The organism is Ferrovibrio sp., assembly GCF_029255545.1.
Lineage (GTDB): Bacteria > Pseudomonadota > Alphaproteobacteria > Ferrovibrionales > Ferrovibrionaceae > Ferrovibrio.
In genome coordinates this window covers 53,549-76,440 of the sequence record NZ_JANLJJ010000011.1, presented here as the reverse complement: position 1 = coordinate 76,440, position 22,892 = coordinate 53,549, and the positions used below count along the sequence as shown (strand labels likewise).

Here is a 22,892-nt window from a genome sequence, read left to right as displayed (position 1 = left end):
TCGGGCGGAACGGGCGTGGAGTCAAGCGTGGAGTATTACGCATGAAGATATCGTTCCGCCTGCGCGCCGCCATCGTGTCGGTGGCCCTGCTGGTCGCGCTGCTCGGGGCCTGGCATATCGCCACCTCGGGCGCCGGCCAGACCCAGGCCATGGATCCGGAATACGCCAAGCTGATGGGGCTCACCGCCACCCAGGGCAAATCGGCGATGCCGGGTCCGCTCGATGTCGGCGCGACGCTGTGGAAGCATCTGGCCGATCCGTTTTACGTGAAGGGCCCGAACGACCAGGGCATCGGCGTCCAGCTCGGCTGGTCGATCCTGCGCGTCGCGCTGGGTTTCGGTCTGGCCGTGCTGGTCGCCGTGCCGCTCGGCTTCCTGATTGGCCTCTCGCCGCTGTTCCGCCAGGCGCTTGATCCGTTCATCCAGGTCATGCGGCCGGTTTCGCCCTTGGCCTGGATGCCGCTGGCGCTCTACACGATCAAGGACAGCGCGATTTCCTCGATCTTCGTCATCTTCATCTGCTCGATCTGGCCGATGCTGACCAACACGGCCTTTGCCGTGGCGAATGTGCGCAAGGAATGGCTGAACGTGGCGCGCACGCTGGAGGTCGGCACCTTCCGCAAGATCTTCCGCGTCATCCTGCCGGCGGCGGCGCCCACCATCCTCACCGGCATGCGCATTTCGATCTCGATCGCCTGGCTGGTGATCGTCGCCGCCGAGATGCTGGTCGGCGGCACCGGCATCGGCTACTTCGTGTGGAACGAGTGGAACAACCTCTCCATCGCCAACGTGATCAACGCCATCCTGTTCATCGGCGTGATCGGCATGCTGCTCGACCAGCTGCTTGGTTTCCTCACCCGCCTTGTCACCTATCCGGAATGAGGCAGCAGCCATGAGTCAGCATTTCATTTCGGTCGAGGCGCTCAAGCGCCAGTTTCCCGGCAGCGATAAGGCGGTGTTCGAGGATCTGTGGTTCGGCGTCGAGAAGGGCGAGTTCGTCTGCATCATCGGCCATTCCGGCTGCGGCAAGACCACCGTGCTCAATATCCTGGCCGGCCTGGACACGCCCAGCGACGGCGCCATCATCTTCGACGGCAAGGCGGTGGAAGGCCCCAGCCTGGACCGCGCCGTGGTGTTCCAGGGCCATGCCCTGATGCCGTGGATGAGCGTGCTCGACAACGTGCTGTTTGCCGTGCAGTCGCGCTGGCCGGCCTGGCCGAAGGCCAGGGCCATCGAGCATGCGCGCAAATACATCGCCATGGTCGGCCTGGCCGGCGCGGAAGCGAAACGGCCGGCGCAGCTTTCCGGCGGCATGAAGCAGCGCGTCGGCATTGCCCGCGCATTGTCGACCGAGCCGAAAACGCTGCTGATGGACGAGCCGTTCTCGGCTCTCGATGCACTCACGCGTGGAACATTACAGGACGAGGTGCTGCGCCTGCGCGCCGCCACCAATCTTACCGTCTTCATGATCACCCATGATGTCGACGAGGCCATGCTGCTGGCCGACCGCATCGTGCTGATGACCAACGGGCCCGGCGCCAGGATCGCCGAGATCCTGGTCAACACCCTGCCGAAGGATCGCAGCCGCGAAACCCTGCACCAGCTGCCGGATTACTATCCGATCCGCAATCACCTGCTGGATTTCCTGGTTCGGCGCTCGAAGGCCTTCACGCCACCGGCGGGCTGGGATGCCCGCAAGCCGCCGCATGTCTATGCCGCCGCGCCCAAGGCGGGGCTGGGGGTAGGCCTGGACGGCGCGGCTGCCGAATAACCATGTCCGTCGCCACCAGAACCACAGGAGAGAAACCGTGAAACGCGAGTCCGTGACCGAGAAGATTCTCGACATCAAGCGGATGAAAGGCTGGAGCTGGAAAGAGATCACCAAAAAGATCGATTCCAAGCAGTCGCCGATCTTCCTCACCGCCGGCCTGCTCGGCCAGATGAAGCTGACGCCGCCGCAGGCGGCGAAGGCGGCCAAGCTGTTCGGCTTGGGCAAGATGGAAGAGAAGCTGCTGGCCGAGACGCCCTATCGGGGTTCGCTGCCGCCGGGCCCGCCGACCGATCCGCTGATCTATCGCTTCCACGAACTGGTGCAGGTCTATGGCACCACCTGGAAGGAGCTGATCCAGGAGGAATTCGGCGACGGCATCATGTCGGCGATCGACTTCAACATGACGATGGAACGCCTGCCCGATCCGAAGGGCGACCGCGTCAAGATCGTCATGACCGGCAAGTTCCTCGATTACAAGCGCTACTGATACCGCGTCGCCGGCCCGCCAGGGCCGCAGCAGATGATCAAGGCAGGATGCCGTTCGGCGTTGCGTCGGACGGCATCTTTTTTTGCGGGCCGCGCTGCACGCGAACCGTGCGTGGCATGTCAGGCTGTTTCCGCCAAAGTTTTCTTGGCACGGATCATGCTTGCTTTTGAAGCATGGTGTCGCCGGTTGCGACCACCCAAAAGCGATAAAGAAGAGGTGCCGCATGCCTGCCGCCGTCCAGACCTCACCGACCTCACCCCGCAATCTTGCGATACTCGGTTTTGTCGGCTTTGCCGCCACCCGCCTGTTCGAGGAGCGGCAGCTGCGTGACGAAGCCCCGGCCGCCGAAAAGGCCATCGCCTATGCCATCGCCATCGGGCAACTGGCCAACGACCTGCAGCGCGAACGCGGCTCCAGCGCGCTGTTCATCGGCAGCAAGGGCCATGAATTCCGCGACCAGCTGCAGGTGGCGCGCGGCGCGATGGACCAGAGCGCGGTCGCGGTCAGGGCCGCGGTCGAGGATTGTCGCGGGCATGCCCTGCTGGCATCGCTGGTTTCTGCCGGCGACGAACTCGGCGCCCTGCTCGAGCGCGCCCGCGCCAACCGGCCTGCCATCGACCGGCTTGAGCTGACCACCCAGCAATCCTTCGCCAACTGGACCGTGCCGATCCGCCATGGCCTGGAAAGCGTGCGCGGCATCGGCTATCTGCTGAACAACATGGCCTTCGCCCGCGGGCTGGATGCATTCCTTGCCCTGCTGGAAGGCCTGGAGAAATCGGCGCAGGAACGCGCCACCGGGTCGGGCGCGCTGGCGGCCGGCCGCTTCGAGCTGCCGGTCTTCCAGCGGTTCATGAGTCTGGGTTTCCTGCAGGAGGCCGATTTCGCCGTCTTCCGCTCGCATGCCTCTTCGGCGCAGGCGGCCTTCTTCGATACGGTCTGTCAGGACGCGGTATTCACGGCCGTGCAGACCTTACGCGCCGCGATCCATGACGGTTTCGCCCATGGCTCCACCGGCGGCATAGCGGCGCCGCACTGGTTTCAGACCACGACGCAGCGGATCGAGCAGATCAACCGGGTCCGCGACCGCGTCGCCGCCGATCTGCGCGCCGACTGCGCGCGATTGCTGGCGCAGCCGAAGGATCGTTTCTCCGGCGTTTTCGCCGCCTGCCTGACGCTCGGCCTGCCGGTGGTCGCGCTGGCCGGCCTGGTCGCCGGCGGCGGCCGGCGGTTCGGCGACCTGCGCCAGGCCTGGCGCGACTGGCGGGGCGAAAGCCGGGCGCGGCGCAAATCATCGCGCGACCGCCAGGTGGTGCGCGACGGCGAGCGGCTTAAGCTCGCCGAGCGTGAGGCGCGCGAAAAAGTCGCCGCCGCCGAGATCAGCGAGCTGGTCAACCGCATCATCGGCGGCGACCTTGCCGGCCGGCTGGCGCAGGACGGCAAGGAAGGCTTTTTCCTCGATGTCAGCCGTCAGCTCAACCGGCTGACCGAGATGCTGCAGGGCATGGTGGGCGAACTGGCCGACGTGACCGAGGCGCTTGGCCATGGCGATACCGGCCACAAGGTGACGGGTGATTACGCCGGCATCTTCAGCCAGCTGAAGGACAGCGCCAACCGCATGGCCAGCCTGCTCAGCGATTTCTCGCGCCGCCTGGGCGACAGCACGGTGGCGGTGCAATCGGCCGCCGGCGAGATTTCCGCCGGCAGCCTCGATCTGGCCCAGCGCAGCGAAAGCCAGGCGGCCGCCCTGGAGGAAACCGCGGCGACCATGCAGCAGATCACCGCGACGGTGAAACAGAATGCCGACAACGCCGCGCGGGCCGATCACTTAAGCGCCGCTGCCCGCGACAAGGCGGTCGCCAGCGGAGTCGTGGTGCAGGGCGTGGTTGGCGCGATGCAGAAGATCGAGGCCAGCGCCACCCGCATCGGCGACATCGTCGTGGTGATGAACGAGATCGCCTTCCAGACCAATCTGCTGGCGCTGAACGCATCCGTCGAGGCGGCCCGCGCCGGCGAAGCCGGCAAGGGTTTCGCGGTGGTGGCGCACGAAGTGCGCGCGCTGGCGCAGCGTTCGGCCAATGCCGCGAAGGAGATCAAGGGCCTGATCGAGGATTCCAATGGCCATGTGCGCGAGGGTGCCGGGCTGGTCGATCGCGCCGGCGCCGCGCTGGACGAGGTCAACCAGGCCATCAGGAGTGTATCCGATATCATCGCCGAGATCGCGGCGGCCAGCAAAGAACAGGCGACCGGGCTGGAGCAGGTCAACACCGCCGTGGCGCAGATGGATCAGGCGACCCAGCGCAACGCTGCCCTGGTGGAGGAAACCACCGCCTCGGCCCAGGCCCTGGCGGAACAGGCGCGCGCGCTGGCCGAGCTGGTCGGATTTTTCAAGAAAGCGGAAACAGCGAAACCGGCATCGCAGGTCCGGATGCAGGCCCGGGTCGAAGCCCGGGCGGCCTGATCACTCGATCACTCTGTTGAGCACGTCGAGCACTTCGCCGGTTGAGCTGCGCAGCATCACGATATCGGTGCCGACCACCAGGCGGTTGGTGTCCGGGCGTTCCGGCGGCAGGTCGCGGACCAGCGGCGCCGGCAGGCGATGCAGGCTGGCCACCACGCCCAGCGGCAGCATGTCGCCTTTCTGCGGCGGCGTGGCGATGCCATCTGGCAGGGCGCGCTGGAATTTCTTGGCCCGCGCGGCGCGCCTCTGCTGTTCGCGCACGCGTTGGAAATAATGCGGAATCAACCAGCGCTCGGTGCTGTTGAAGGCGATGCGCTCGTCAATTCCGGCCACGGCCGGCGCAGGCGCCGGCAGCGGTGATGCAGCCGGGGCAGCCGGCAGGGCCGGCGGTGGCGGCGCCAGATTGAGGCCGGTCAGGTTGCTTTGCGCCATGGCGGGCCATGCCGCCAGCAGGGCGGCGGCGGCCAGGAGCAGACGGGCGTGGCGCGGGGCGGCCATCGGATCAGGCCGGCAGGGCCGCGGTCGCCGCGGCTTCCTTGGCGGCCTGCTCGCGCAGGATATCGGCCTTGCTGCGCTTCACGCTGGCCGATTTGAGCTGGCCGCAGGCGGCCATGATGTCGCGGCCGCGCGGCGTGCGCACCGGCGAGGAATAACCGGCATTGAAGACGATGTCGCTGAACTTGCGGATCGTCTCGTCGGTCGAGCATTCATAGGGCGCGCCGGGCCACGGGTTGAACGGGATCAGGTTCACCTTGGCCGGAATGCCGTTCAGCAGCCGCACCAGCTCCTTCGCGTCGGCCGGCGTGTCATTCACGCCTTTCAGCATCACGTATTCGAAGGTGATGCGGCGCGCGTTGCTCAGGCCCGGATAATCGGCGCAGGCCTGCAGCAGCTCCTTGATCGGATATTTTTTGTTGATCGGCACGATCACGTCGCGGATGTCGTCGCGCACGGCATGCAGGCTGATCGCGAGGTTCACGCCCAGCTCGGCGCCGCAGCGCGCGATCATCGGCACCACGCCGGCGGTGCTCAGCGTGATGCGGCGCTTCGAGATCGCGATGCCCTCGTTGTCCATCACGATCTTGAGCGCCTTCGACACGTTGTCGAAATTGTACAGCGGCTCGCCCATGCCCATCATCACGATGTTGGACAGCATGCGGCCATCCTTGGGCGAGGGCCATTCCTCAAGATGGTCGCGCGCCAGCATCACCTGGCCGACGATCTCGCCGGCATCCAGGTTGCGCACCAGCTTCATGGTGCCGGTATGGCAGAATTTGCAGGTCAGCGTGCAGCCGACCTGGCTGGAGACGCACAGCGCGCCGCGGTCGTCTTCCGGGATATGCACGCATTCGGCTTCTTCGCCATCGGCGAATTTCAGCAGCCATTTGCGGGTGCCGTCGGTGCTCTTCAGGTCCTTGCTGACATCCGGCCGTCCGATGGTGAACCGCTCCGCCAGGCGTTCGCGCAGATCCTTCGACAGCGTCGTCATGGCGGTGAAATCGCGGCTGCCGCGGTAATAGATCCAGTGCCACAGCTGGTTGGCGCGCATCCTGGCCGATTTCTCGGCCTCGCCGGCGGCCACCAGGGCGGCGGCGATCTCGGGCCGCGTCAGGCCCAGCAGGTCGCTGCGGCCATCCGCGCCGGTGGCGGCCGATGCAGCGGCTGGGCGGGCGGCGGCCGGACGGGCGGCGATGTCGGGAACAATCGCGGTCATGGCGGTTACGACGTTCCCCCCATGCCGCAGGCCTTGTCGATGGCCTGCAGCGCGGCGCCGAAGCCGTTCAGGTCATAGGTATCGGTGGTTTTGGTGCCGCGGGCGGATTCGCCCTTCACCACCAGCGTCTTGCCCTTGCGCAGGGCATCGACCAGCTTCTGGTCGGTGGCGGCATCTGCCGCCCAGGCCGCTTCCTGGTGGGTGAACATCTCGATATTCGCGGTGCCGATCACCGCTTGCGCCGCCACGCTCTCTTTCAGCGGATAGCCGAAATAGATGCTCACCTCGTTGCGGATCTTTTCCTTCGGCTTATGCGTCACCAGGATATAGATCTCGCCGCGCTTGGCCGCAGCCGGTTCCTTCTTTTGCGGCTGGGCGTGCAGATAGCAGAGCTTGGCGCCCTGGTCGGTATGCTCATAGGCATCCCAGCCCTGGAAGCTGCCGATGCGTTTGGTCTCGCTTTTCGCAGCCGTCTGCTTTTTCTGCGGCTTCTGCTGAGCCTGGGCATCGCCATGGCCGAGCGGCAGAAAAAGGAGGAGCGAGGCGAGCAGCAAAGCTGCCGGTCGATAAGCCTTCTTGTCGGTCATGGCGGCGAACATAGCGGCGACGGGAGGGGATTTCCACCCGATTTCATGGCAACATCATGGCAGCGCCGCCGCCGCCCCCGGGATGCCTGCTTAAGCCATTGGCTGTCTTGCCTTATCCGGGCGCTTCGCGCAGCATGGCGGCGATGGAAACGGGCGGCATGGATCGCGAACGCCAGGCGATGCTGATGCAGGCGGTGGCCGATGCCGGCGACCGCGCCGCGTTTGCCATTCTCTATGATCATTTCGCGCCGCGGCTGAAGGCCTACATGATGCGGCTCGGCACGCCGGAGGATGTTGCCGAGGAGCTGGCGCAGGAAAGCCTGATCGTGGCCTGGCGCCGGGCGGCCACCTTCGATGCCGCGCAGGCCTCGGTGGCGACCTGGCTGTTCACCATTGCGCGCAACAAGCGGATTGATCGCCTGCGCCGTGAAAAGCGACCGGAAATCGACCCCGCCGATCCGGCTCTGGTGCCCGACGACGCGCCGGCGCCCGACAGCGGCGTCGACCAGGCCGAAACCGAAGCCCGGCTGCGGCGGGCCATGCAGGGGCTGCCGGCGGACCAGATGCATCTGCTGCAGCTCGCTTTTTTCGCCGATCTGTCGCATCGCGACATCGCCGCGCGCGAGAAGCTGCCGCTGGGCACGGTAAAATCGCGGATCCGGCTCGCCCTGGCGCGCCTGCGCACGCAGCTGGATGGCGAGGCCGGCGGCGACTAGTGGCCCCTGGGCGATATTTCTACTGAGAGTGATTCGCTGATAAGTTGTAAGTCATTGTAATAAAATGAAAATTATCTGACTGTCGAGTCACTGTTCACCCACGCGATTCGTCCGTTTCACCCATTCGTTACCTGTTGTGGCCGCCGGTCTTCCACTCCCCTTTGCTGATGATCGCATCCTGCTGAATCTGGCCGCCTATTGGTCGGCCAGACGGATCGAGGATGCGTTGCCGCTGCGTAATGTCATCGATCCGCTCGACATGCCGCGCCGCCTGCTGCCCTTCCTCGCCCTGGCCGAACCCACCGGCGAGGGGCAGGTGGTCCGGTTCCGGCTGGTCGGCACCGAGCTGGTGCAGCGGTTCGGCCGCGATGCCACGGGCAAAACCAGCGCCGAAACATACGGCGGCGCCTATCGCCAGCATATGGAGCAGCTCTACGCCACCGTGATCGGCAAGGCGCAGCCGCTTTATGCCGAAAGCACCCAGCGCTGGGCCGAAGAGGGCATGAGCCGGGTGCGGCGCCTGCTGCTGCCGGTGGCGGCCGAGGGCGATCCCGGCCGGGTTGCCTTCGTGCTGGGCGCGGTGACCTGGAGCGTGTCGGCCGCGCCGGCGAAACAGCCGGAACCGCAGCTCATTCCGATGCAGGCCCTGGAAAAGGGCGTGCTGCAGGCCACCTTCCGCGGCATGCTCGACGCGCTCTAGGGTACAGATCCTAGTCGCCGGCTGCCCGTTCCGCCCGCCAGCGCGCCCGCAATATGTCCGACGTGATGCCGGCGCCATCGGGCCGCCAGCCCGGCGGGCCGAACAGATAGCCGAAGGCGTCTTTCAGCGAGCCGGCCTTTCGCAGGTCGCGGCCGATCTCGACCCATTCGTGAAAGGCGATGCGCAGCGGATTGAAGCTGCCGAGATTCTTCACGATGCCATAGCGGCAGGGCTCGGCATCGTCTTCGGCGGCGAAGCTGCCGAACAGTTTGTCCCAGATGATGAAGATGCCGGCATAGTTGCGGTCGAGATAACGCGGATTGGTGGCGTGATGCACGCGGTGATGCGATGGCGTGTTGAACGCGGCCTCGAACCAGCGCGGCAGGCGGCGGATCTGCTCGGTATGGATCCAGAACTGGTAGACCAGGCTGATGCCCTTCTGGAACACGATCAGCGCCGGCGGAAAACCGAGCAGCGCCAGCGGCAGCCACAGCACCCAGGTGAAGGCCAGGTTGCCGGTCCAGTGCTGCCGCAAAGCCGTCGAGAGATTGTAATGCTGCGAGGAATGGTGGTTCACATGGGCCGCCCACCAGATGCGATGCTCGTGGCTCAGGCGGTGGAACCAGTAATAGACGAAGTCTTCCGCGAACAGCAGCGCGAGCCAGGTCCAGGCATTGAACGGCAGATCAAGCAGCCGCCATTGATACGTCGCCTGCAGGCTCGACCAGATCACGCCGGCAAACAGCACGGCCTGCACCAGGTTGACCAGCCCCATGGTCAATGACGCGGCGGTGTCGCGCAGTTCATAGGCCGGCTGTTTGCGCAGGCGCGCGACCAGGATTTCCAGCGCGGCCAGCCCGACGAAGGCGGGGATCGCCAGGATCACCGGATCGGGCAGGGCGAATGGCAGTTCGCTCATGCCGGCATCTCCGCCAGATGGCGCTGCCAGTCTTCTGCCGCCGTGCGCGCCAGCCGCAGGGTGAAATCGGGATGCGTGAAGGCGGTGGTGCGGATCGCCAGCACGGCGTGGCCATCCTCGCCCGCGCTCAGCGTCACGGCGACGATCTCGGCCGGCCGCAGCCTGCGCGCCGCCAGTTTCGCGCCGCTGGCGAACACCACGGCCACGTGGCCGGCCGGGTCCCGCGCGATGGCGCAGTCGCCGTCGGCCGATACGGCGATGTCGGACGTGGTGAAGCCGGTTTCCGGCGCCGCGAGAAGCGCGGCGGCATCATGACCACCGGCCAGCCGGGCGTGCCGGCTTCCGCCGGTCAGCCAGACCAGAAGCAGGATCAGAAGGATGCCGGCCAGCGGCACGGTCGGATCAAGCGGCAATGCCATGGCCGCAGTATGGCGGCTTTGCGGGCGCGGGCAAGCTACTGCAGCGTCGCCGGGTCGATGGCAAACAGCAGCGGGAAAAATGTTGCCCAGGCATTCCAGCGTTGCGACCCGGCCTCGCCCACGGCCCAGAGCCGGCCGTCGCGGTCATGCGTCAGGTCTTCCAGCCCTGCCATGGCCGGATATTCGGCCAGCACGGCGCCGGTTTTTGCATCCAGGCGATACAGCCGGCCCATGCGGCTGTTGCTGGCGCTGATCCAGAGCTGTCCGGCGGAATCGAAGCTGGCGCCCTGGGCATGCGGAGGCAGGGGAATGCGGCGCGCGGCATCGCGCAGGGCGAAAGGCGCCGCGTCGCCATTGAACAGCGCTGCGATGCCGGCCGCGACCAGCCAGGCCTCGCCATCGCGGCTGAACCTGCCGAACCACAGATGCTCGCCATCGGATGTCAGCAGGTTGCTGCCCAGGCCCGGCTCATTGGCCAGCCGGCGCGCCCGGCCGACGGAAACGGCATGGCCGGCCTGCAGCGAACGCGGCAGGTCGAAGGCATGCAGGCTGCGGCTGTTGTCGGCGAGGAACAGCATTCCGCCATCGGACAGGGCGGCAAGGCCATCGGCATGGCCGATGCTGGCCGGCAGGTCGAAGCCACCGATCGCCGCGCCACTCTGCGGATCGACGGCGAAGATGCGCGCCGGTCCGCGATTCTGCCGCGCATTGCGGCTTTGGTAGGCGCCGACAAACAGCGTATCGCGGGCAAAGGCCAGGCCCTGCGGCACAAAGCCGTCATTTAGGCCCGGCGCCCAGTGGCGTTGCGTGATGGCGCGATCCAGCGGCGTGGCCGACAGCGGCCGGTCCGTATAGCGCGGTGCCGCGCCGCCCGGGCCCTGCGCCCAGGCCGGGCCGGCGGCAAGCAGCAGAAACAAGGCAATCAGTCGCAGCATCGCCCGAGACTACAAGGATTTTCCCGGGTTTGTCGCGGCTGGCTCCCTTGGCAAGCCGGCGGCCCGCCCTTACCTTGTCGCCATGTCAAACGATACCGATGCCTGGCTGGAACGCCGCCGTCTGGCGCGCCGCCTGAACTGGTGGCGCCTGGTCGCCGTGCTTGCTCTCGTGGTCGCCGCGACCGGCGCGTTGTACTGGATCGACCCGGGCAACGTGATCCGCCGGCATCAGGCCCATGTCGCCCGCCTGGAGATCAGCGGCGTGATCGCCGAGAACGACTGGTGGATGGAAAAGCTGCACGAGGCCGCCACCGACGAGCGCGTGCAGGCGCTGATCATTCATATCAACAGTCCGGGCGGCAGCACCTATGGCGGCGAGGCCCTGTTCCAGGCGATCCGCAAGGTGAGCGAGAAAAAGCCGGTGGTCTCGGTGATCGGCACCCTGGGCGCCTCGGCCGGCTACATGATCGCGGTGGCCGGCGACCAGGTGCTGGCCCGGGAAACCTCGCTGACCGGCTCGATCGGGGTGCTGTTCCAGACTGCGGAATTCTCCAAGCTGATGGAAAAAATCGGGATCAGCGCCGAAACCATCGTGTCCGGCCCGCTCAAGGCCGAGCCCAACCCGACCCGTCCGATGAGCCCGGAAGGCCGGGCCCAGATCCAGAGCATGGTGCTGGAAACCCATGCCTGGTTCGTCAAACTGGTGGCCGAGCGCCGCGATCTGCCGGTCGAAACCGTGGCAAAACTGGCCGACGGGCGGGTTTATTCCGGCCGGGCGGCGCTGGAAAACCGGCTGATTGACGGCCTGGGCGGCCTGGCCGAGGCGCGCGACTGGCTGGCCCGGAACCGGGGAATTGCCGCTGAATTGCCGCTCCAGGACATCCCGCCGGAGCCCCCGGCCGGCTGGCTGGACGGGGTCGGCAGCCGCACCTTTGCCGCCTTGATTGGAAAAAGCCTTTTCTCCGAACGGCTTAAGCTTGACGGGCTGATCTCGCTTTGGCACCCTGAGTAGCGAACGAGGGGGCCCCGCCACCACTGTGCAGGGAAACGCCGATGATCAAGTCCGAACTCATCAACCGTCTGGCCGAACGCAACCAGCATCTGACGCAACGCGATATCGAGCGGATCGTCGGCACCATATTCGATGAAATCGCCAATGCGCTCTCGCGCGGCGACCGCGTCGAATTGCGCGGTTTCGGAGCCTTTTCGGTGAAACGCCGACCGGCGCGCACCGGCCGCAATCCACGCACCGGCGCCGCCGTCGACGTGCAGGAGAAATTCGTGCCGTTTTTCAAGACCGGCAAGGAATTGCGCCAAAAACTGAATCTGTCGGGCGACCAGACCGCCGAGTCCGACGAATAACCGGCGCGGGGCCGCCATGCGCTTCCTGCGCGTTTTGTTTGCTGCCCTGCTGCTGATCATCCTGGTGGTCTTCGCGGTCTCCAACCGCCAGGGCGTAACCGTCAGTCTCGAACCGCTGCCCTTCATTCTCGACCTGCCGCTCTATCTGCTGGTTTTCCTGGTGTTTCTCGCCGGCCTCATCCTGGGCGCGGCGTATGGCCGCCTGAATGCTTGGGCCGCTGCCCGCCACAAGCGCCAGATGCAGGCGCAGAAAGCGGCCGCGGCATCGTCCTCCACTGGTCCCGGCACGCTGCCGTCAGTGCCGCCGCCGGCGATCTAGGAGCATCATGATGCGCAGCATCGAGGCCGCTGCCGTGCATGCGGCCCTGCCCTACGGCAAGCTGGTGCAGCATCTGCGCGCCGCCTTCCGCAGCACCGGCGGCCATATGCCGCTGCGCAGCCATTTCCATATCGAAGATCCCGATGGCGGCGCCGGCGGCACCCTGCTGCTGATGCCGGCCTGGCAGCCCGGCGGCCATATCGGCATCAAGGCGGTCAGCGTCTATCCCGAGAATGCCAGGCTTGGCCTGCCTTCGGTCACCGGTTCCTATCTGCTGCTCGATGCAAAGACCGGCACGCCGAAGGCGGTGATCGATGGCGTCGCGCTCACCCTGCGCCGCACCGGCTGCGCCTCGGCGCTGGCCGCCGATTATCTGGCGCGGCGCGACGCGAAACAGCTGCTGATGGTCGGCGCCGGCTCGCTGGCGCCGCATCTGATCCGCGCTCATTGCGCGGTGCGGCGCTACAAGCGCATCGAGATCTGGAATCGCAACCGTTTCCGCGCCGAGGCGATAGCGGAAAAACTCACCGACCTGAACGCGGCCATCGCGGTGGTTGATGATCTGGAGAACGCGGTGCGCGCGGCCGACACGATTTCCTGCGCCACGCTCAGCCGCGAGCCGCTGGTGCGCGGCGACTGGCTGCGGCCCGGCAGCCATGTTGATCTGGTGGGCGGTTTCACGCCCGAGATGCGCGAGGCCGATGATGCGGCCCTGCAGCGCGCCTCCGTCTGGGTCGATACGCGCAGCGGCGCGCTGAAGGAAGCCGGCGATCTGGTGGTGCCGCTGAAACACGGGCTGCTGACGGCCGAGCAGGTGCGCGGCGATCTGTTTGATCTGTGCCGCGCCGATGCCTTCGCGCGTGGCCATGACGACGAGATCACGCTGTTCAAATCGGTCGGCACCGCTCTTGAAGATCTCGCGGCCGCCGAGCTGGTGGTTGCCAGCGTGATGGCCAACGAATGACACCGGGCAGGCAGATATGAAGACCATCATCGTCGGCGGCGGCATCGTCGGGCTTTCCGCGGCCTGGGCGCTCAAGCGCGCCGGCGCCGATGTCAGCGTCGTGGAGCAGGGCGCGTTGCCCAATCCGCTCGGCACTTCGGTCGACCAGCATCGCCTGATCCGCTACCCCTACGGCGCGCAGCGCGGCTATCTGCGCATGGTGCGCGAGGCGTATCATGGCTGGGAACGGCTGTGGGGCGATCTCAAGATGCGCTTCTATGCCGAAACCGGCACGCTGGTCCTGAGCGGCGCGGGCGACAGCTGGGCGAAGGAATGCGTGGTGGCGCTGGCCGCCGAGGAGATCGAGCATCTCGCCTTCGACGCCGAGGCGGTGACCGGCCGCTGGCCGATGCTGGTCGGCGATGGCCTGGAGGATGCCTATTACTGCCCCTCGGGCGGCCTGCTGTTTGCCGAAGCGATCATCGCCGCGCTCAGCAGTCACCTGCGCGAACGCGGCGTGCCGCTGCTCACCGGCAAGGCGGTGGCGGCGCTGGATGCCGAAGCCGGCACGCTCCGCCTGGCCGATGGCAACGGCCTGCGCGCCGATCGCATCCTGGTCGCGGCCGGGCCGTGGACCGGCCAGCTGCTGCCCGATCTGGCGCCGGTATCGCGTCCGTCGCGCCAGACCATCGTCTATCTGCAGCCGCCGGCGGAATTCACCGCCGCCTGGCATGCCGCGCCGATGCTGCTCGAGATCGGCGCCACGAAGGGCTTTTATCTGGTGCCGCCGCGGGTGACGCGGGATGGCATGCGCACGGGCCTCAAGATCGGCGACCACCGGTTTGGCCCCACCGCCGATCCGGGCGGCGACCGCGAGCCGTCAGCGGCCGAGATCGACGCCATCCTGGACAATGCGCGCCACCGCATCGCCGGGCTGGAAGGCTATCGCATCCTGCAGGGCAAGACCTGCTTCTATGATGTCGAGCCCGAGGAACGCTTCCAGTTCCGCCGCCTCGGCGCGCGCGGCTTCGCGCTGTGCGGCACGTCCGGCCACGGTTTCAAGTTCGGCCCGGTGCTGGGCGAGAAGATCGCCGCCGTACTGCAGGAGAAGGAAGACTTCGACGCGGCCGCGCGCTGGGCCGCCGGCCATGTCATTCCGGATCACATCATCGACGTGCCGGCCGCCGCATCCGACAGCAGCGGATAGCGGCGCGGCTGGAAAAGCTGGTAGTGCCACCATTCATTGCGGTAGAAGTCCCAGCCGGCGGCGGTCATGATGCCCAGCAGCAGGGCGCGGTTGCGCTGCTGCGACGGCGTGATGTCGAGGCTGCCGTGGAAGGCCAGCGGCGTGAAGGCGTCGAAATCGGTGCCCATGTCGAATTCGCGGCCCTCGGCATCGACCAGTGTGACATCCACCGCCGCACCGCGCGAATGGGGCGAGCCCTTGCGTGGATCGGCGAGGAAATTCGGATCGGGATTATGATTCCACAAGGCCCAGGCCGCCTCGGTGGGGCGGAAGGCATCGAAGACCTTCAGCCGCAGCTCGATCTGCGCGGCAAGCGCGATGGCGCGCCGCAGCAGCGTGGCGGCTTCCGGATTCAGGAAACAGCCGGCGCGTTTGTAGATCGGCAGGCCGGTGATGTTGGCGGGACCGGCATAACGCATGTCGATCAGCACCGGATAATCCGGGCCGGCGATCTCGATCAGGCTGGCATGGTTCGTCATGCCTTCTCCTACCATCGCGGATGGCGGCCGTGAAGCTGCTCGCCATCGATACCGCGCTGGATGCCTGCTCGGTCGCCATCGTCGCCGACGACAAGGTGCTGGCGCGCGTGGTCTCGCCCGGCGGCAAGGGCAATGCCGAGCGCCTGCTGCCGGTGCTGGAGCAGGCGCGGAACGCCGCCGGCATCGCGCTTGCGCAGCTTGACGCCATCGCCGCCACCATCGGGCCGGGGTCGTTCACCGGCATCCGCACGGCGCTGGCCACGGCCCGCGCGCTTGGCCTCGCGCTGAACCGGCCGGTGCATGGCGTCACCACGACGCAGGCGCTGGCCGTGGCGGCCGCGCAGCCCGGCAAACCCATCGTGGCCGTGATCGATGCGCGTCGCGGCGAGGTCTACATGCAGGCTTTCGCCGCCGCCGCCAATGGCCTGGGTGCGGCGCTGGCCGAGCCGCGGATCCTGCCCGTGGCCACAGCCGTTGCCGCCCTGCCCGCCGGCGCGACGGTGCTGGTCGGCAGCGGCGCTACGCTGCTGCGACAGGCGGCCGGCCGCGACGACCTGCTGCTGTCGCCGGCATCGCCCAATCCCGATCCGGTGATCGTGGCGCGGCTGGCTGCCGCCCAGCCCCGGCCGGTGCATCCGCCATCGCCGCTTTATATCCGGCCGCCCGATGCCGCCCTGCCGGCCGTCACCCAGCCACGCGCCAGCCTTGATGTGACGATCCGGCCCTGCGGCGCCGAAAGCGCCGAGCTGCTGGCGCTGCTGCATGAAGAAGCCTTTGCCGGCGATGCCCATGGCGAGGTCTGGAACGCGCAGAGTTTCCGCGAGCTGCTCGCCATGCCGGGCGCGCTGTGCCTGCTGGCGCTGACCGGCGACCAGCCGGCCGGGTTCCTGCTGCTGCGGATCGCCGCCGACGAGGCCGAAATCATCACGCTGGGGGTCAGGCCGCGGCTGCGCCGCCTGGGCGTCGCCGCCGCCCTGCTGCGCGAGGGATTCGCGCGGCTGGCCGGGGCCGGCGCCAGCCGCTGTTTCCTCGAGGTGGCCGAGGCCAATGCTGCCGCCGGCGCCCTCTATGCCGGCCTGGGCTTCCAGGCGGTGGGGCGCCGTACCGGCTATTACGCCGCCGGCGGCGATGCCCTGGTCATGCAGGTATTACTGCCGGTTTTAAGCAAATCGTAAAAATTAACCCGGATTGATCACTGGATTTAGTGTCGGCCGGCCGCCTATATTTCGACCCATACGGCGTTTTATTTCAGATATTGGGAGCGAGATCATGGCCACAGCCGCCGACCGGTCGGAATTGCTGGCGCTGACCGTCGAGGTCGTCGCCGCCCATGTCTCCAACAACAAGATCGATGCCGCCGATCTGCCGGCGCTGATCCGCCAGGTCTACGCCACCCTGGCCGGCATCGACGGCAGTGGGGCGACCCTGCTGTCGGCGGCCCCGGCCGGTGGCGGCGAGCGGCCGCAGCCGGCCGTCGCGGTGAAGAAATCGGTGATGCCCGATTACATCGTCTGCCTGGAAGACGGCAAGAAGCTGAAGATGCTCAAACGCCATCTGATGAGCCATTACAAGATGACGCCAGAGCAGTATCGCGAACGCTGGGGCCTGCCGGCGGATTATCCGATGGTCGCGCCCAATTACGCCTTGCAACGACAGGCGCTGGCGAAGAAGATCGGCCTCGGCAAGGGCCGCCGCCGGCGCTGACCGCGCCGTGCCGGGCGTGGCGCGCACGGGTTTTGACGGCCGGGCGGGCCGATATCCGCACCAACAGCCATGGCGACGCGTTTCATCCTCGGAAGGGACGTGCTAAAACTAGCGGGTCGCTTCGACAGGGATTGAACAGCATAAAAGGGCAGCCGGCCGATGAGCAGCCGTCTCGAACAACTCTGCGAACAACTGGGCATGCGGATGACCGACCAGCGGCGGGTGATTGCCCGCGTGCTGAGCGCTTCCGACGATCATCCCGATGTGGAGGAACTGCATCGCCGCTCGGTGGCGGTCGATCCGCGCATCTCGATCGCCACGGTTTACCGCACCGTTCGCATGTTCGAGGAAAACGGCATCCTCAGCCGGCTCGACCTCGGCGACGGTCGCGCCCGCTATGAGGAAATGCCCGAATCGCACCATGATCACCTGATCGACACGCGTTCGGGCAAGATCATCGAATTCAACGATCCGGAACTCGAGGCTTTGCAGGAAAAGATCGCTGCCCGGCTGGGCTACAAGCTGGTTGATCATCGGCTCGAATTGTTCGGCGTGCCGCTCGACGACAAGGATGGCGGCAAGAAAGACAAGAGCGGTCGCTGACCGCGCCTGCCGACATGCATCTCATGACAATCAGGGCCGTATTGACGCTCGCCGTCTTCCTGGCGTGGACGGTGCTGCTGATCCCCGTTCAGTTTCTGCTGATCAAGACCGGCAGCCCGCTGATGCGCAGCCTGCCGCATGCCTATCACCGCAGCGTCGCCTGGCTGCTGCGCGTGAAGGTGCGGCGCGTTGGCGAATTGTCGGCGACCGCGCCGACCCTGTTCGTGTCCAACCACATTTCCTGGCTCGACATCGTGGTGCTGTCGGCCGTGCTGCCGGCCAGCTTCATCGCCAAGCACGAGGTCGGCACCTGGCCGTTCTTCGGCACCCTGGCGCGGCTGCAGCGCACCGTGTTCATCGAACGCGAGAACCGTCGCCGCACCGCCGAGCATCGCGACGAAATGCGCGAGCGGCTGGAGCAGGGCGACAACCTGATCCTGTTCCCCGAAGGCACGTCCTCGGATGGCCTGCGCATCCACAGCTTCAAGTCCGCCTTCTTCGCCGCCGCCGAGCATCCGGTGCGCGGCCGCAGGCTCACCGTACAGCCGCTCAGCCTCGGTTATGCCCGGCTCAACCACATGCCGGTCGGCCGGCGCTGGATGCGCATTTTCGCCTGGGTTGGCGACGAGGACCTGCTGCCGCATCTGTGGCGCTTCCTCAAGGCGGGGCCCTGCGAGGCGGTGGTCGAATTCCACCAGCCGGTGACGATGGAGGATTTCGCCTCGCGCAAGGGCATGGCGGCCTGGTGCCACCAGCGCGTGCTGGAAGGCCTGAGCGACATCAATGCCGGCCGCGCGCCGGGCCAGCGCAGCCTGCCCAAGCCGCATCACCACCATATGCATGGCCATGTGGCGGGGGCGTTGCCGGCCGGGGAAGCGCCCGCGGCAGCCCCTGGAGCGTGATCCCGGGGCCTGTTCCCAAGACTTGATCCCAAGGCTTGATCTTGGCCGCCGCCGGCATCACATCCTCCGCGGTCCTCACCTTCTTGCCCCAGGTCGCAATGGCCAGGCCGTTTTGGCGATCATTGGCCGGAATTGGCGATAATTGTCGATCATTGGCGATAATTGGCGATTATTGGCGATGATTGGCTAGGGTCCGGCCGCAGGCCGGCCACGCCTGGCGCCGGCCGGGTCGGAGTCGGTTCAATTAACCCATTGATTCTCTTGTGAAGAATCTGTGACGCTGGCCGGATCGACCCGCCGTTCCGCTTGGCTTGCCGCCTGCGGGATGCTAGGCTGCATCAGTCGAAACATATCAAGGAGCGTCTGGGGCCTCGTTACATCTGACGATTCGCCCCGCTGAAACCCGGACTTGGCCAAGAAGCTGTTCATCAAGACCTACGGCTGCCAGATGAACGTCTACGACTCCGCCCGCATGGCGGACGTGCTGGCCCCGCTGGGATACGCCAAGACCGAGACGCCCGATGACGCCGACATGGTGATCATCAATACCTGCCATATCCGCGAGAAGGCCGCCGAGAAGGTATTCTCCGAGCTGGGCCACTGGCGCATCCGCAAGACCGAGGCGCAGGCGCGCGGCAATGACGTCACCATTGCCGTGGCCGGCTGCGTCGCCCAGGCCGAGGGCGAGGAAATCCATGCCCGCGCCCCCTTCGTCGACCTGGTGGTCGGCTCGCAGGCCTATCACCGCCTGCCCGAGCTGCTGGCCCGGATGGAAAGGCAAAGGGCGGCCGAGCGCCAGCGCGCCGGGACCCAGGCCGCCGGGGCTCAGGCCGCCGGGGCTCAGGCCAAGGGCCAGCCGGTCATCGGCATGGGCGTGCTGGATACCGAATTCCCGGTCGAATCGAAATTCGACCATCTGCCCGAACAGGTGGTCACGCCGCCCGGCCCGGTCGGCTTCCTGGCCATCCAGGAAGGCTGCGACAAGTTCTGCACCTTCTGCGTGGTGCCCTATACCCGGGGCGCCGAATATTCGCGCCCGGCCGAGGCCGTGATCGCCGAAGCCGGCCGGCTGATCGATGCCGGCGCGGTTGAGCTTGTCCTGCTCGGCCAGAACGTCAATGCCTGGCATGGCGAAGGCCCGGATGGCGTCACCTGGTCGCTTGGCCGCCTGCTGCGCGAGCTGAACGACCGCTTCGCGCACCGGCACCCGAAGCTGCGCTGGCGCTACACCACCTCGCATCCGCGCGAGATGGATGACGAGCTGATCGCCGCGCACCGCGATGTCTCCGGCCTGATGCCGTTTCTGCATCTGCCGATCCAGTCGGGTTCGGACGCGGTGCTGAAAGCGATGAATCGCGGCCACCGCGCCGAGGATTACCTGCGCATTGTCGAGAAGCTGCGCGCCGCCCGGCCCGATATCGCGCTGACCTCCGATTTCATCACCGGCTTTCCCGGCGAGAGCGACCGCGATTTCGAGGCCACGCTGCGGCTGGTGCGCGCGGTCGGTTTCGCCCAGGCCTATTCCTTCAAATACAGTCCGCGCCCCGGCACGCCGGGCAGCCTGATGCCGCAGCAGGTCTCCGACGCCGTCAGCACCGAGCGCCTGCATGCCCTGCAGGCCCTGCTGCAGGAGCAGTCGGCGGCCTTCAACCGCGCCTGCGTCGGCCGCAGCATGGATGTGCTGGTCGAACGGCCCGGGCGCCAGGCCGGCCAGCTGCTCGGCCGCTCACCCTGGATGCAGTCGGTCGTGCTGAACGATCCGACATTGAAGATCGGCGACTTCGTCACCGTGACGGTCACCGACGGCCATGCCAATTCGCTGTTCGGCGAGCTCGCCGGCGCCAGCCGCGAGGCGGCGTGACGCGGGCGCGGCACAAGGATCTTCTGGTAACCGAAAGGCTCAAGCCTGTGAGCGAGACGCGCGGCCCGGAAACGCCGGGCCAACCGACCATTGTCGAATTTGCCGATAACCGCCTGCTGGCGCTGCTGTTCGGCGAGCATGACCGGCATCTGGCGCGGATCGAGGAGCGCCTTGGCGTGGCGGTGACGCCGCGCGGCAACCGGCTGATGATCAGCGGCCCGGCCGAAGGCCAGGCGCAGGCGAGCCAGGTGCTGAGTGATCTTTACGGCCGGCTGGAAGCTGGCCGGATGATTGAAATGGGCGATGTCGATGGCGCCATTCGCATGATACAGGGAGGTCAGATGAACGCTCCAGTGACGGCGAGATTACGGGACAAGGCCGGTGATATGCTGCGCGAGGGCGAGAAGGTGCCCGAGGGTGCGGTCCGCACCAAGAAGCGCATCATCCTGCCGCGCTCGGTGACGCAGAAGACCTATTTCGACGCGCTGCAGAAACACGAGCTGGTCTTCGGTCTCGGCCCGGCCGGCACCGGCAAGACCTATCTGGCGGTGGCCATGGCGGTTTCCATGCTGCTGGAGGGCCGCGTCGACCGCATCATCCTCTCGCGTCCCGCCGTCGAAGCCGGCGAACGGCTCGGCTTCCTGCCCGGCGACATGCGCGAGAAGATCGACCCCTATCTGCGTCCGCTCTACGACGCGCTTTACGACATGCTGCCGGCCGAACGCGTCGCCAAGGGCCTGGAGAGCGGCGAGATCGAAGTGGCGCCGCTCGCCTTCATGCGCGGCCGCACGCTGGCCAATGCCTATGTCATCCTCGACGAGGCGCAGAACACCTCGCCGGTACAGATGAAGATGCTGCTCACGCGGCTTGGCGAGAATTCCCGCCTGGCGGTGACGGGCGATTTGTCGCAGATCGACCTGCCGATCGGCGTGCCCTCGGGCCTGCGCCATGCGATCGACATTCTGGACGGCGTTGCCGGCATCTCCTTCGTGCGCTTCGGCGAGGCCGACGTGGTTCGCCATCCGCTGGTCACCAAGATCGTGCGGGCCTATGCCCAGCACGAGCAGGAGCTTGACCTGAGCCGGCCGGACGCCGCCGGCCGGCCGCGGCGCTGAGCGCACCGCCATGCCCGACGGTTCCAGTACCGAGATCGATATCCGCATCGCCGCCGCCGGCTGGCGCGCGGCCCTGCCGGGTCCCGCGGCGCAGATCCGCCGCGCCGTGCGCGCCACCCTGCAGGCCGAATTGCCGGCGAAGGCAAAAACGGGCCTGAGCATCCTGCTCACCGACGATGCCGAGATGCGCAAGCTGAATGCCGGCTGGCGCGCCAAGGACAAGCCGACCAACGTGCTGTCCTTTCCGGCCGATGCCGCGATCAATCCCGCCCGCCCGCCCGCCTATCTGGGCGACATCGCGCTGGGTCTGGCCACCTGCCGCCGCGAGGCGAAGGAGCAGGGCAAGGCGCTGGCCGACCATGTCGCCCATCTCACCGTGCATGGCGTACTGCATCTGCTCGGCTATGACCACATGGATGATGACGAGGCCGCCGCGATGGAGCCGCGCGAGGTGGAAATCCTCGCCGGCCTGAACATCGCCGACCCCTACCAGGCGCCCCGCAAGCCGGCCCTTAAGACGGCGGCTGCGAAAAAAACCGCGAAGAAAAAAGCAGTGACGAAAAAAGCGATTAAGCTGAAGGCCGCGCCGGCCCGGGCCCGGAAAGCCCCCGCGCGGAAGAAGAAGGCAGCATGAGCGAGGCGCGTGAAAACGGCAGCAACACCCTGTGGCAGCGCCTGCTGACGCTGCTGCGCGGTCGCGGCGAGGAAAGCCTGCGCGACAGCATCGAGGAACTGCTCGAAGAGCATGCCGACGATACCACCACGCCGGAGGAGACCGCCGAGCGCGCCCTGCTGCGTAACGTTCTGGAAGTCGGCGAGATGCGGGTCGGCGAAATCCGCGTGCCGCGCACCGACATCATCGCCGTGGCGGCCGATATCGATTTCGAGAAGCTGGTGAAGACCCTGGTGGATGCCGAGCATTCGCGCCTGCCGGTCTATCGCGAGACGCTGGATGACGTGATCGGCATGGTGCATGTCAAGGACGTGCTGCCCTATCTGGCCGGCCGCAGCGGCTTCGCGCTGGAAAAAGTGGTGCGCAAGCTGCTGGTGGTGCCGCCGTCGAAATCCGTGCTCGAGCTGCTGCGCGAGATGCGCGACACCCGCATCCACATGGCGATCATCGTCGATGAATATGGCGGCGTGGATGGCCTGGTCACCATCGAGGACCTGGTCGAGCAGATCGTCGGCGAAATCGACGACGAGCATGACGAGGCGGCCGGCGGCCTGCTGATCCAGCGCGCCGATGGCGTGCTGGAGGCCCATGGCCGCTGCCCGATCGAGGATCTGGAGAAGAAGCTCGGCCGCCAGCTGCTCGATCCGGACAAGGACGAGGATGTCGATACCGTTGGCGGCCTGATCGTCTCGCATCTCGGTCGCGTGCCCCTGCGCGGCGAACAGCTCGACCATCCCGCCGGCCTGACGATCGACGTGCTGGATGCCGACCCGCGCCGGGTCAAGCGCGTGCGCATCCGCCCGCTGTCGCGGCAATCCAGCGCCGACGCCGCGTAAGGATGCGCATCCTCGATTGCCATCCCGGGGTTGGTGAAATGGGACCCCGGGGCGAGCCCGGGGTGACGGAGATATTGAAATCGCCATTCCGGCCAAGCAATGCTGTTTTGCATCGCGCGAGCCGGAATCCCATTACTGCCGGAC

At 66.8% G+C, this 22,892-nt stretch carries 25 protein-coding genes and 1 pseudogene; 19 read left to right on the top strand and 7 right to left on the bottom strand.

The genetic code is table 11. The features are described 5' to 3' along the window. Positions 1 to 41: 41 nt before the first annotated feature. The 4 genes from ntrB to Q1J79_RS01150 all read left to right on the top strand — a co-directional run bounded on the left by ntrB (position 42) and on the right by Q1J79_RS01150 (position 4,715). Positions 42 to 881 (top strand): nitrate ABC transporter permease, encoded by an 840-nt coding sequence (gene ntrB, locus Q1J79_RS01165; RefSeq protein WP_300295439.1) that lies wholly within the window; start codon positions 42 to 44, stop codon positions 879 to 881. Between the two features lie 10 nt (positions 882 to 891). Next, positions 892 to 1,770 (top strand): ABC transporter ATP-binding protein, encoded by an 879-nt coding sequence (locus Q1J79_RS01160; RefSeq protein WP_300295437.1) that lies wholly within the window; start codon positions 892 to 894, stop codon positions 1,768 to 1,770. A gap of 37 nt (positions 1,771 to 1,807) precedes the next feature. Then, the gene (gene cynS / locus Q1J79_RS01155) at positions 1,808 to 2,257 is read left to right on the top strand and encodes a cyanase (RefSeq protein ID WP_300295435.1); all 450 of its coding nucleotides are present in this window, start codon (positions 1,808 to 1,810) and stop codon (positions 2,255 to 2,257) included. A gap of 223 nt (positions 2,258 to 2,480) precedes the next feature. Beyond that, on the top strand, positions 2,481 to 4,715 hold the full coding sequence (locus Q1J79_RS01150) for a methyl-accepting chemotaxis protein (protein ID WP_300295434.1): 2,235 nt from the start codon (positions 2,481 to 2,483) through the stop codon (positions 4,713 to 4,715). Here the strand turns inward: Q1J79_RS01150 and Q1J79_RS01145 are convergent, their stop codons facing one another. The 3 genes from Q1J79_RS01145 to Q1J79_RS01135 are packed head-to-tail and all read right to left on the bottom strand — an operon-like array spanning position 4,716 to position 7,016. Next, positions 4,716 to 5,213: a hypothetical protein gene (locus Q1J79_RS01145; RefSeq protein ID WP_300295432.1), complete on the bottom strand. Its 498-nt coding sequence runs from the start codon at positions 5,211 to 5,213 to the stop codon at positions 4,716 to 4,718. A 4-nt stretch (positions 5,214 to 5,217) separates the two neighbouring features. Beyond that, complete coding sequence (gene rlmN, locus Q1J79_RS01140) at positions 5,218 to 6,429, bottom strand: 23S rRNA (adenine(2503)-C(2))-methyltransferase RlmN (protein WP_300295431.1); 1,212 nt, start codon at positions 6,427 to 6,429, stop codon at positions 5,218 to 5,220. Positions 6,430 to 6,434: 5 nt separating this feature from the next. Beyond that, entirely contained in the window at positions 6,435 to 7,016 is a 582-nt protein-coding gene (locus Q1J79_RS01135; protein ID WP_300295429.1) for an invasion associated locus B family protein, read from the bottom strand. 158 nt (positions 7,017 to 7,174) lie between these two features. Between Q1J79_RS01135 and Q1J79_RS01130 the strand changes: the two genes are divergently transcribed. Both Q1J79_RS01130 and Q1J79_RS01125 read left to right on the top strand, forming a co-directional pair. Beyond that, the gene (locus Q1J79_RS01130) at positions 7,175 to 7,732 is read left to right on the top strand and encodes a sigma-70 family RNA polymerase sigma factor (protein ID WP_300295428.1); all 558 of its coding nucleotides are present in this window, start codon (positions 7,175 to 7,177) and stop codon (positions 7,730 to 7,732) included. A gap of 136 nt (positions 7,733 to 7,868) precedes the next feature. After that, entirely contained in the window at positions 7,869 to 8,432 is a 564-nt protein-coding gene (locus Q1J79_RS01125) for a PAS domain-containing protein (protein WP_300295426.1), read from the top strand. Between the two features lie 10 nt (positions 8,433 to 8,442). Here the strand turns inward: Q1J79_RS01125 and Q1J79_RS01120 are convergent, their stop codons facing one another. The 3 genes from Q1J79_RS01120 to Q1J79_RS01110 are packed head-to-tail and all read right to left on the bottom strand — an operon-like array spanning position 8,443 to position 10,705. Further along, a complete protein-coding gene (locus tag Q1J79_RS01120) occupies positions 8,443 to 9,351 on the bottom strand; it encodes a sterol desaturase family protein (RefSeq protein WP_300295424.1) in 909 nt (302 codons plus the stop codon). Then, a complete protein-coding gene (locus Q1J79_RS01115; protein ID WP_300295422.1) occupies positions 9,348 to 9,770 on the bottom strand; it encodes a hypothetical protein in 423 nt (140 codons plus the stop codon). Before Q1J79_RS01115 ends, Q1J79_RS01120 begins: the two co-directional genes overlap by 4 nt. Before the next feature lie 35 nt (positions 9,771 to 9,805). Further along, positions 9,806 to 10,705 carry a hypothetical protein gene (locus Q1J79_RS01110; RefSeq protein WP_300295420.1) on the bottom strand — a complete coding sequence of 300 codons (900 nt, stop codon included), beginning with the start codon at positions 10,703 to 10,705 and terminating at the stop codon, positions 9,806 to 9,808. Positions 10,706 to 10,787: 82 nt separating this feature from the next. Between Q1J79_RS01110 and sppA the strand changes: the two genes are divergently transcribed. From sppA to Q1J79_RS01085, 5 genes are read left to right on the top strand one after another with little or no spacing between them, the layout of a single operon-like run. Next, positions 10,788 to 11,717, top strand: a complete 930-nt coding sequence (sppA, locus tag Q1J79_RS01105) for a signal peptide peptidase SppA (protein ID WP_300295418.1) — start codon at positions 10,788 to 10,790, stop codon at positions 11,715 to 11,717. A 41-nt stretch (positions 11,718 to 11,758) separates the two neighbouring features. After that, on the top strand, positions 11,759 to 12,067 hold the full coding sequence (ihfB, locus tag Q1J79_RS01100; RefSeq protein WP_300295416.1) for an integration host factor subunit beta: 309 nt from the start codon (positions 11,759 to 11,761) through the stop codon (positions 12,065 to 12,067). A gap of 16 nt (positions 12,068 to 12,083) precedes the next feature. Continuing rightward, positions 12,084 to 12,386: a LapA family protein gene (locus Q1J79_RS01095; RefSeq protein ID WP_300295414.1), complete on the top strand. Its 303-nt coding sequence runs from the start codon at positions 12,084 to 12,086 to the stop codon at positions 12,384 to 12,386. A gap of 7 nt (positions 12,387 to 12,393) precedes the next feature. Further along, on the top strand, positions 12,394 to 13,350 hold the full coding sequence (locus tag Q1J79_RS01090; protein ID WP_367182940.1) for an ornithine cyclodeaminase family protein: 957 nt from the start codon (positions 12,394 to 12,396) through the stop codon (positions 13,348 to 13,350). 16 nt (positions 13,351 to 13,366) lie between these two features. After that, a complete protein-coding gene (locus Q1J79_RS01085) occupies positions 13,367 to 14,536 on the top strand; it encodes an FAD-dependent oxidoreductase (protein ID WP_300295412.1) in 1,170 nt (389 codons plus the stop codon). Here Q1J79_RS01085 and ddpX read toward each other — a convergent pair. Continuing rightward, entirely contained in the window at positions 14,491 to 15,054 is a 564-nt protein-coding gene (gene ddpX, locus Q1J79_RS01080; RefSeq protein WP_300295410.1) for a D-alanyl-D-alanine dipeptidase, read from the bottom strand. The two genes, Q1J79_RS01085 and ddpX, sit on opposite strands and share 46 nt — an antisense overlap. A gap of 29 nt (positions 15,055 to 15,083) precedes the next feature. Here ddpX and tsaB point away from each other — a divergent pair, with 29 nt between their 5' ends. The 8 genes and pseudogenes from tsaB (at position 15,084) to Q1J79_RS01040 (ending at position 22,748) form a co-directional block, all read left to right on the top strand. Further along, positions 15,084 to 16,229 (top strand): tRNA (adenosine(37)-N6)-threonylcarbamoyltransferase complex dimerization subunit type 1 TsaB, encoded by a 1,146-nt coding sequence (gene tsaB, locus Q1J79_RS01075; protein ID WP_300295408.1) that lies wholly within the window; start codon positions 15,084 to 15,086, stop codon positions 16,227 to 16,229. Positions 16,230 to 16,323: 94 nt separating this feature from the next. Beyond that, entirely contained in the window at positions 16,324 to 16,758 is a 435-nt protein-coding gene (locus tag Q1J79_RS01070) for a MucR family transcriptional regulator (RefSeq protein ID WP_300295406.1), read from the top strand. Positions 16,759 to 16,917: 159 nt separating this feature from the next. After that, positions 16,918 to 17,361 (top strand): Fur family transcriptional regulator, encoded by a 444-nt coding sequence (locus Q1J79_RS01065; RefSeq protein WP_300295404.1) that lies wholly within the window; start codon positions 16,918 to 16,920, stop codon positions 17,359 to 17,361. Between the two features lie 23 nt (positions 17,362 to 17,384). Next, positions 17,385 to 18,263 carry a 1-acyl-sn-glycerol-3-phosphate acyltransferase gene (locus Q1J79_RS01060; RefSeq protein ID WP_300295402.1) on the top strand — a complete coding sequence of 293 codons (879 nt, stop codon included), beginning with the start codon at positions 17,385 to 17,387 and terminating at the stop codon, positions 18,261 to 18,263. 409 nt (positions 18,264 to 18,672) lie between these two features. Next, positions 18,673 to 20,124 (top strand): MiaB/RimO family radical SAM methylthiotransferase, encoded by a 1,452-nt coding sequence (locus Q1J79_RS01055; RefSeq protein WP_300295400.1) that lies wholly within the window; start codon positions 18,673 to 18,675, stop codon positions 20,122 to 20,124. A gap of 47 nt (positions 20,125 to 20,171) precedes the next feature. Then, on the top strand, positions 20,172 to 21,239 hold the full coding sequence (locus Q1J79_RS01050; RefSeq protein WP_300295399.1) for a PhoH family protein: 1,068 nt from the start codon (positions 20,172 to 20,174) through the stop codon (positions 21,237 to 21,239). A gap of 10 nt (positions 21,240 to 21,249) precedes the next feature. After that, positions 21,250 to 21,729, top strand: a pseudogene (gene ybeY, locus Q1J79_RS01045) (rRNA maturation RNase YbeY); the annotation flags it as partial. Between the two features lie 140 nt (positions 21,730 to 21,869). Then, positions 21,870 to 22,748 carry a hemolysin family protein gene (locus Q1J79_RS01040; RefSeq protein WP_300295397.1) on the top strand — a complete coding sequence of 293 codons (879 nt, stop codon included), beginning with the start codon at positions 21,870 to 21,872 and terminating at the stop codon, positions 22,746 to 22,748. The last annotated feature ends 144 nt before the right edge of the window (positions 22,749 to 22,892 follow it).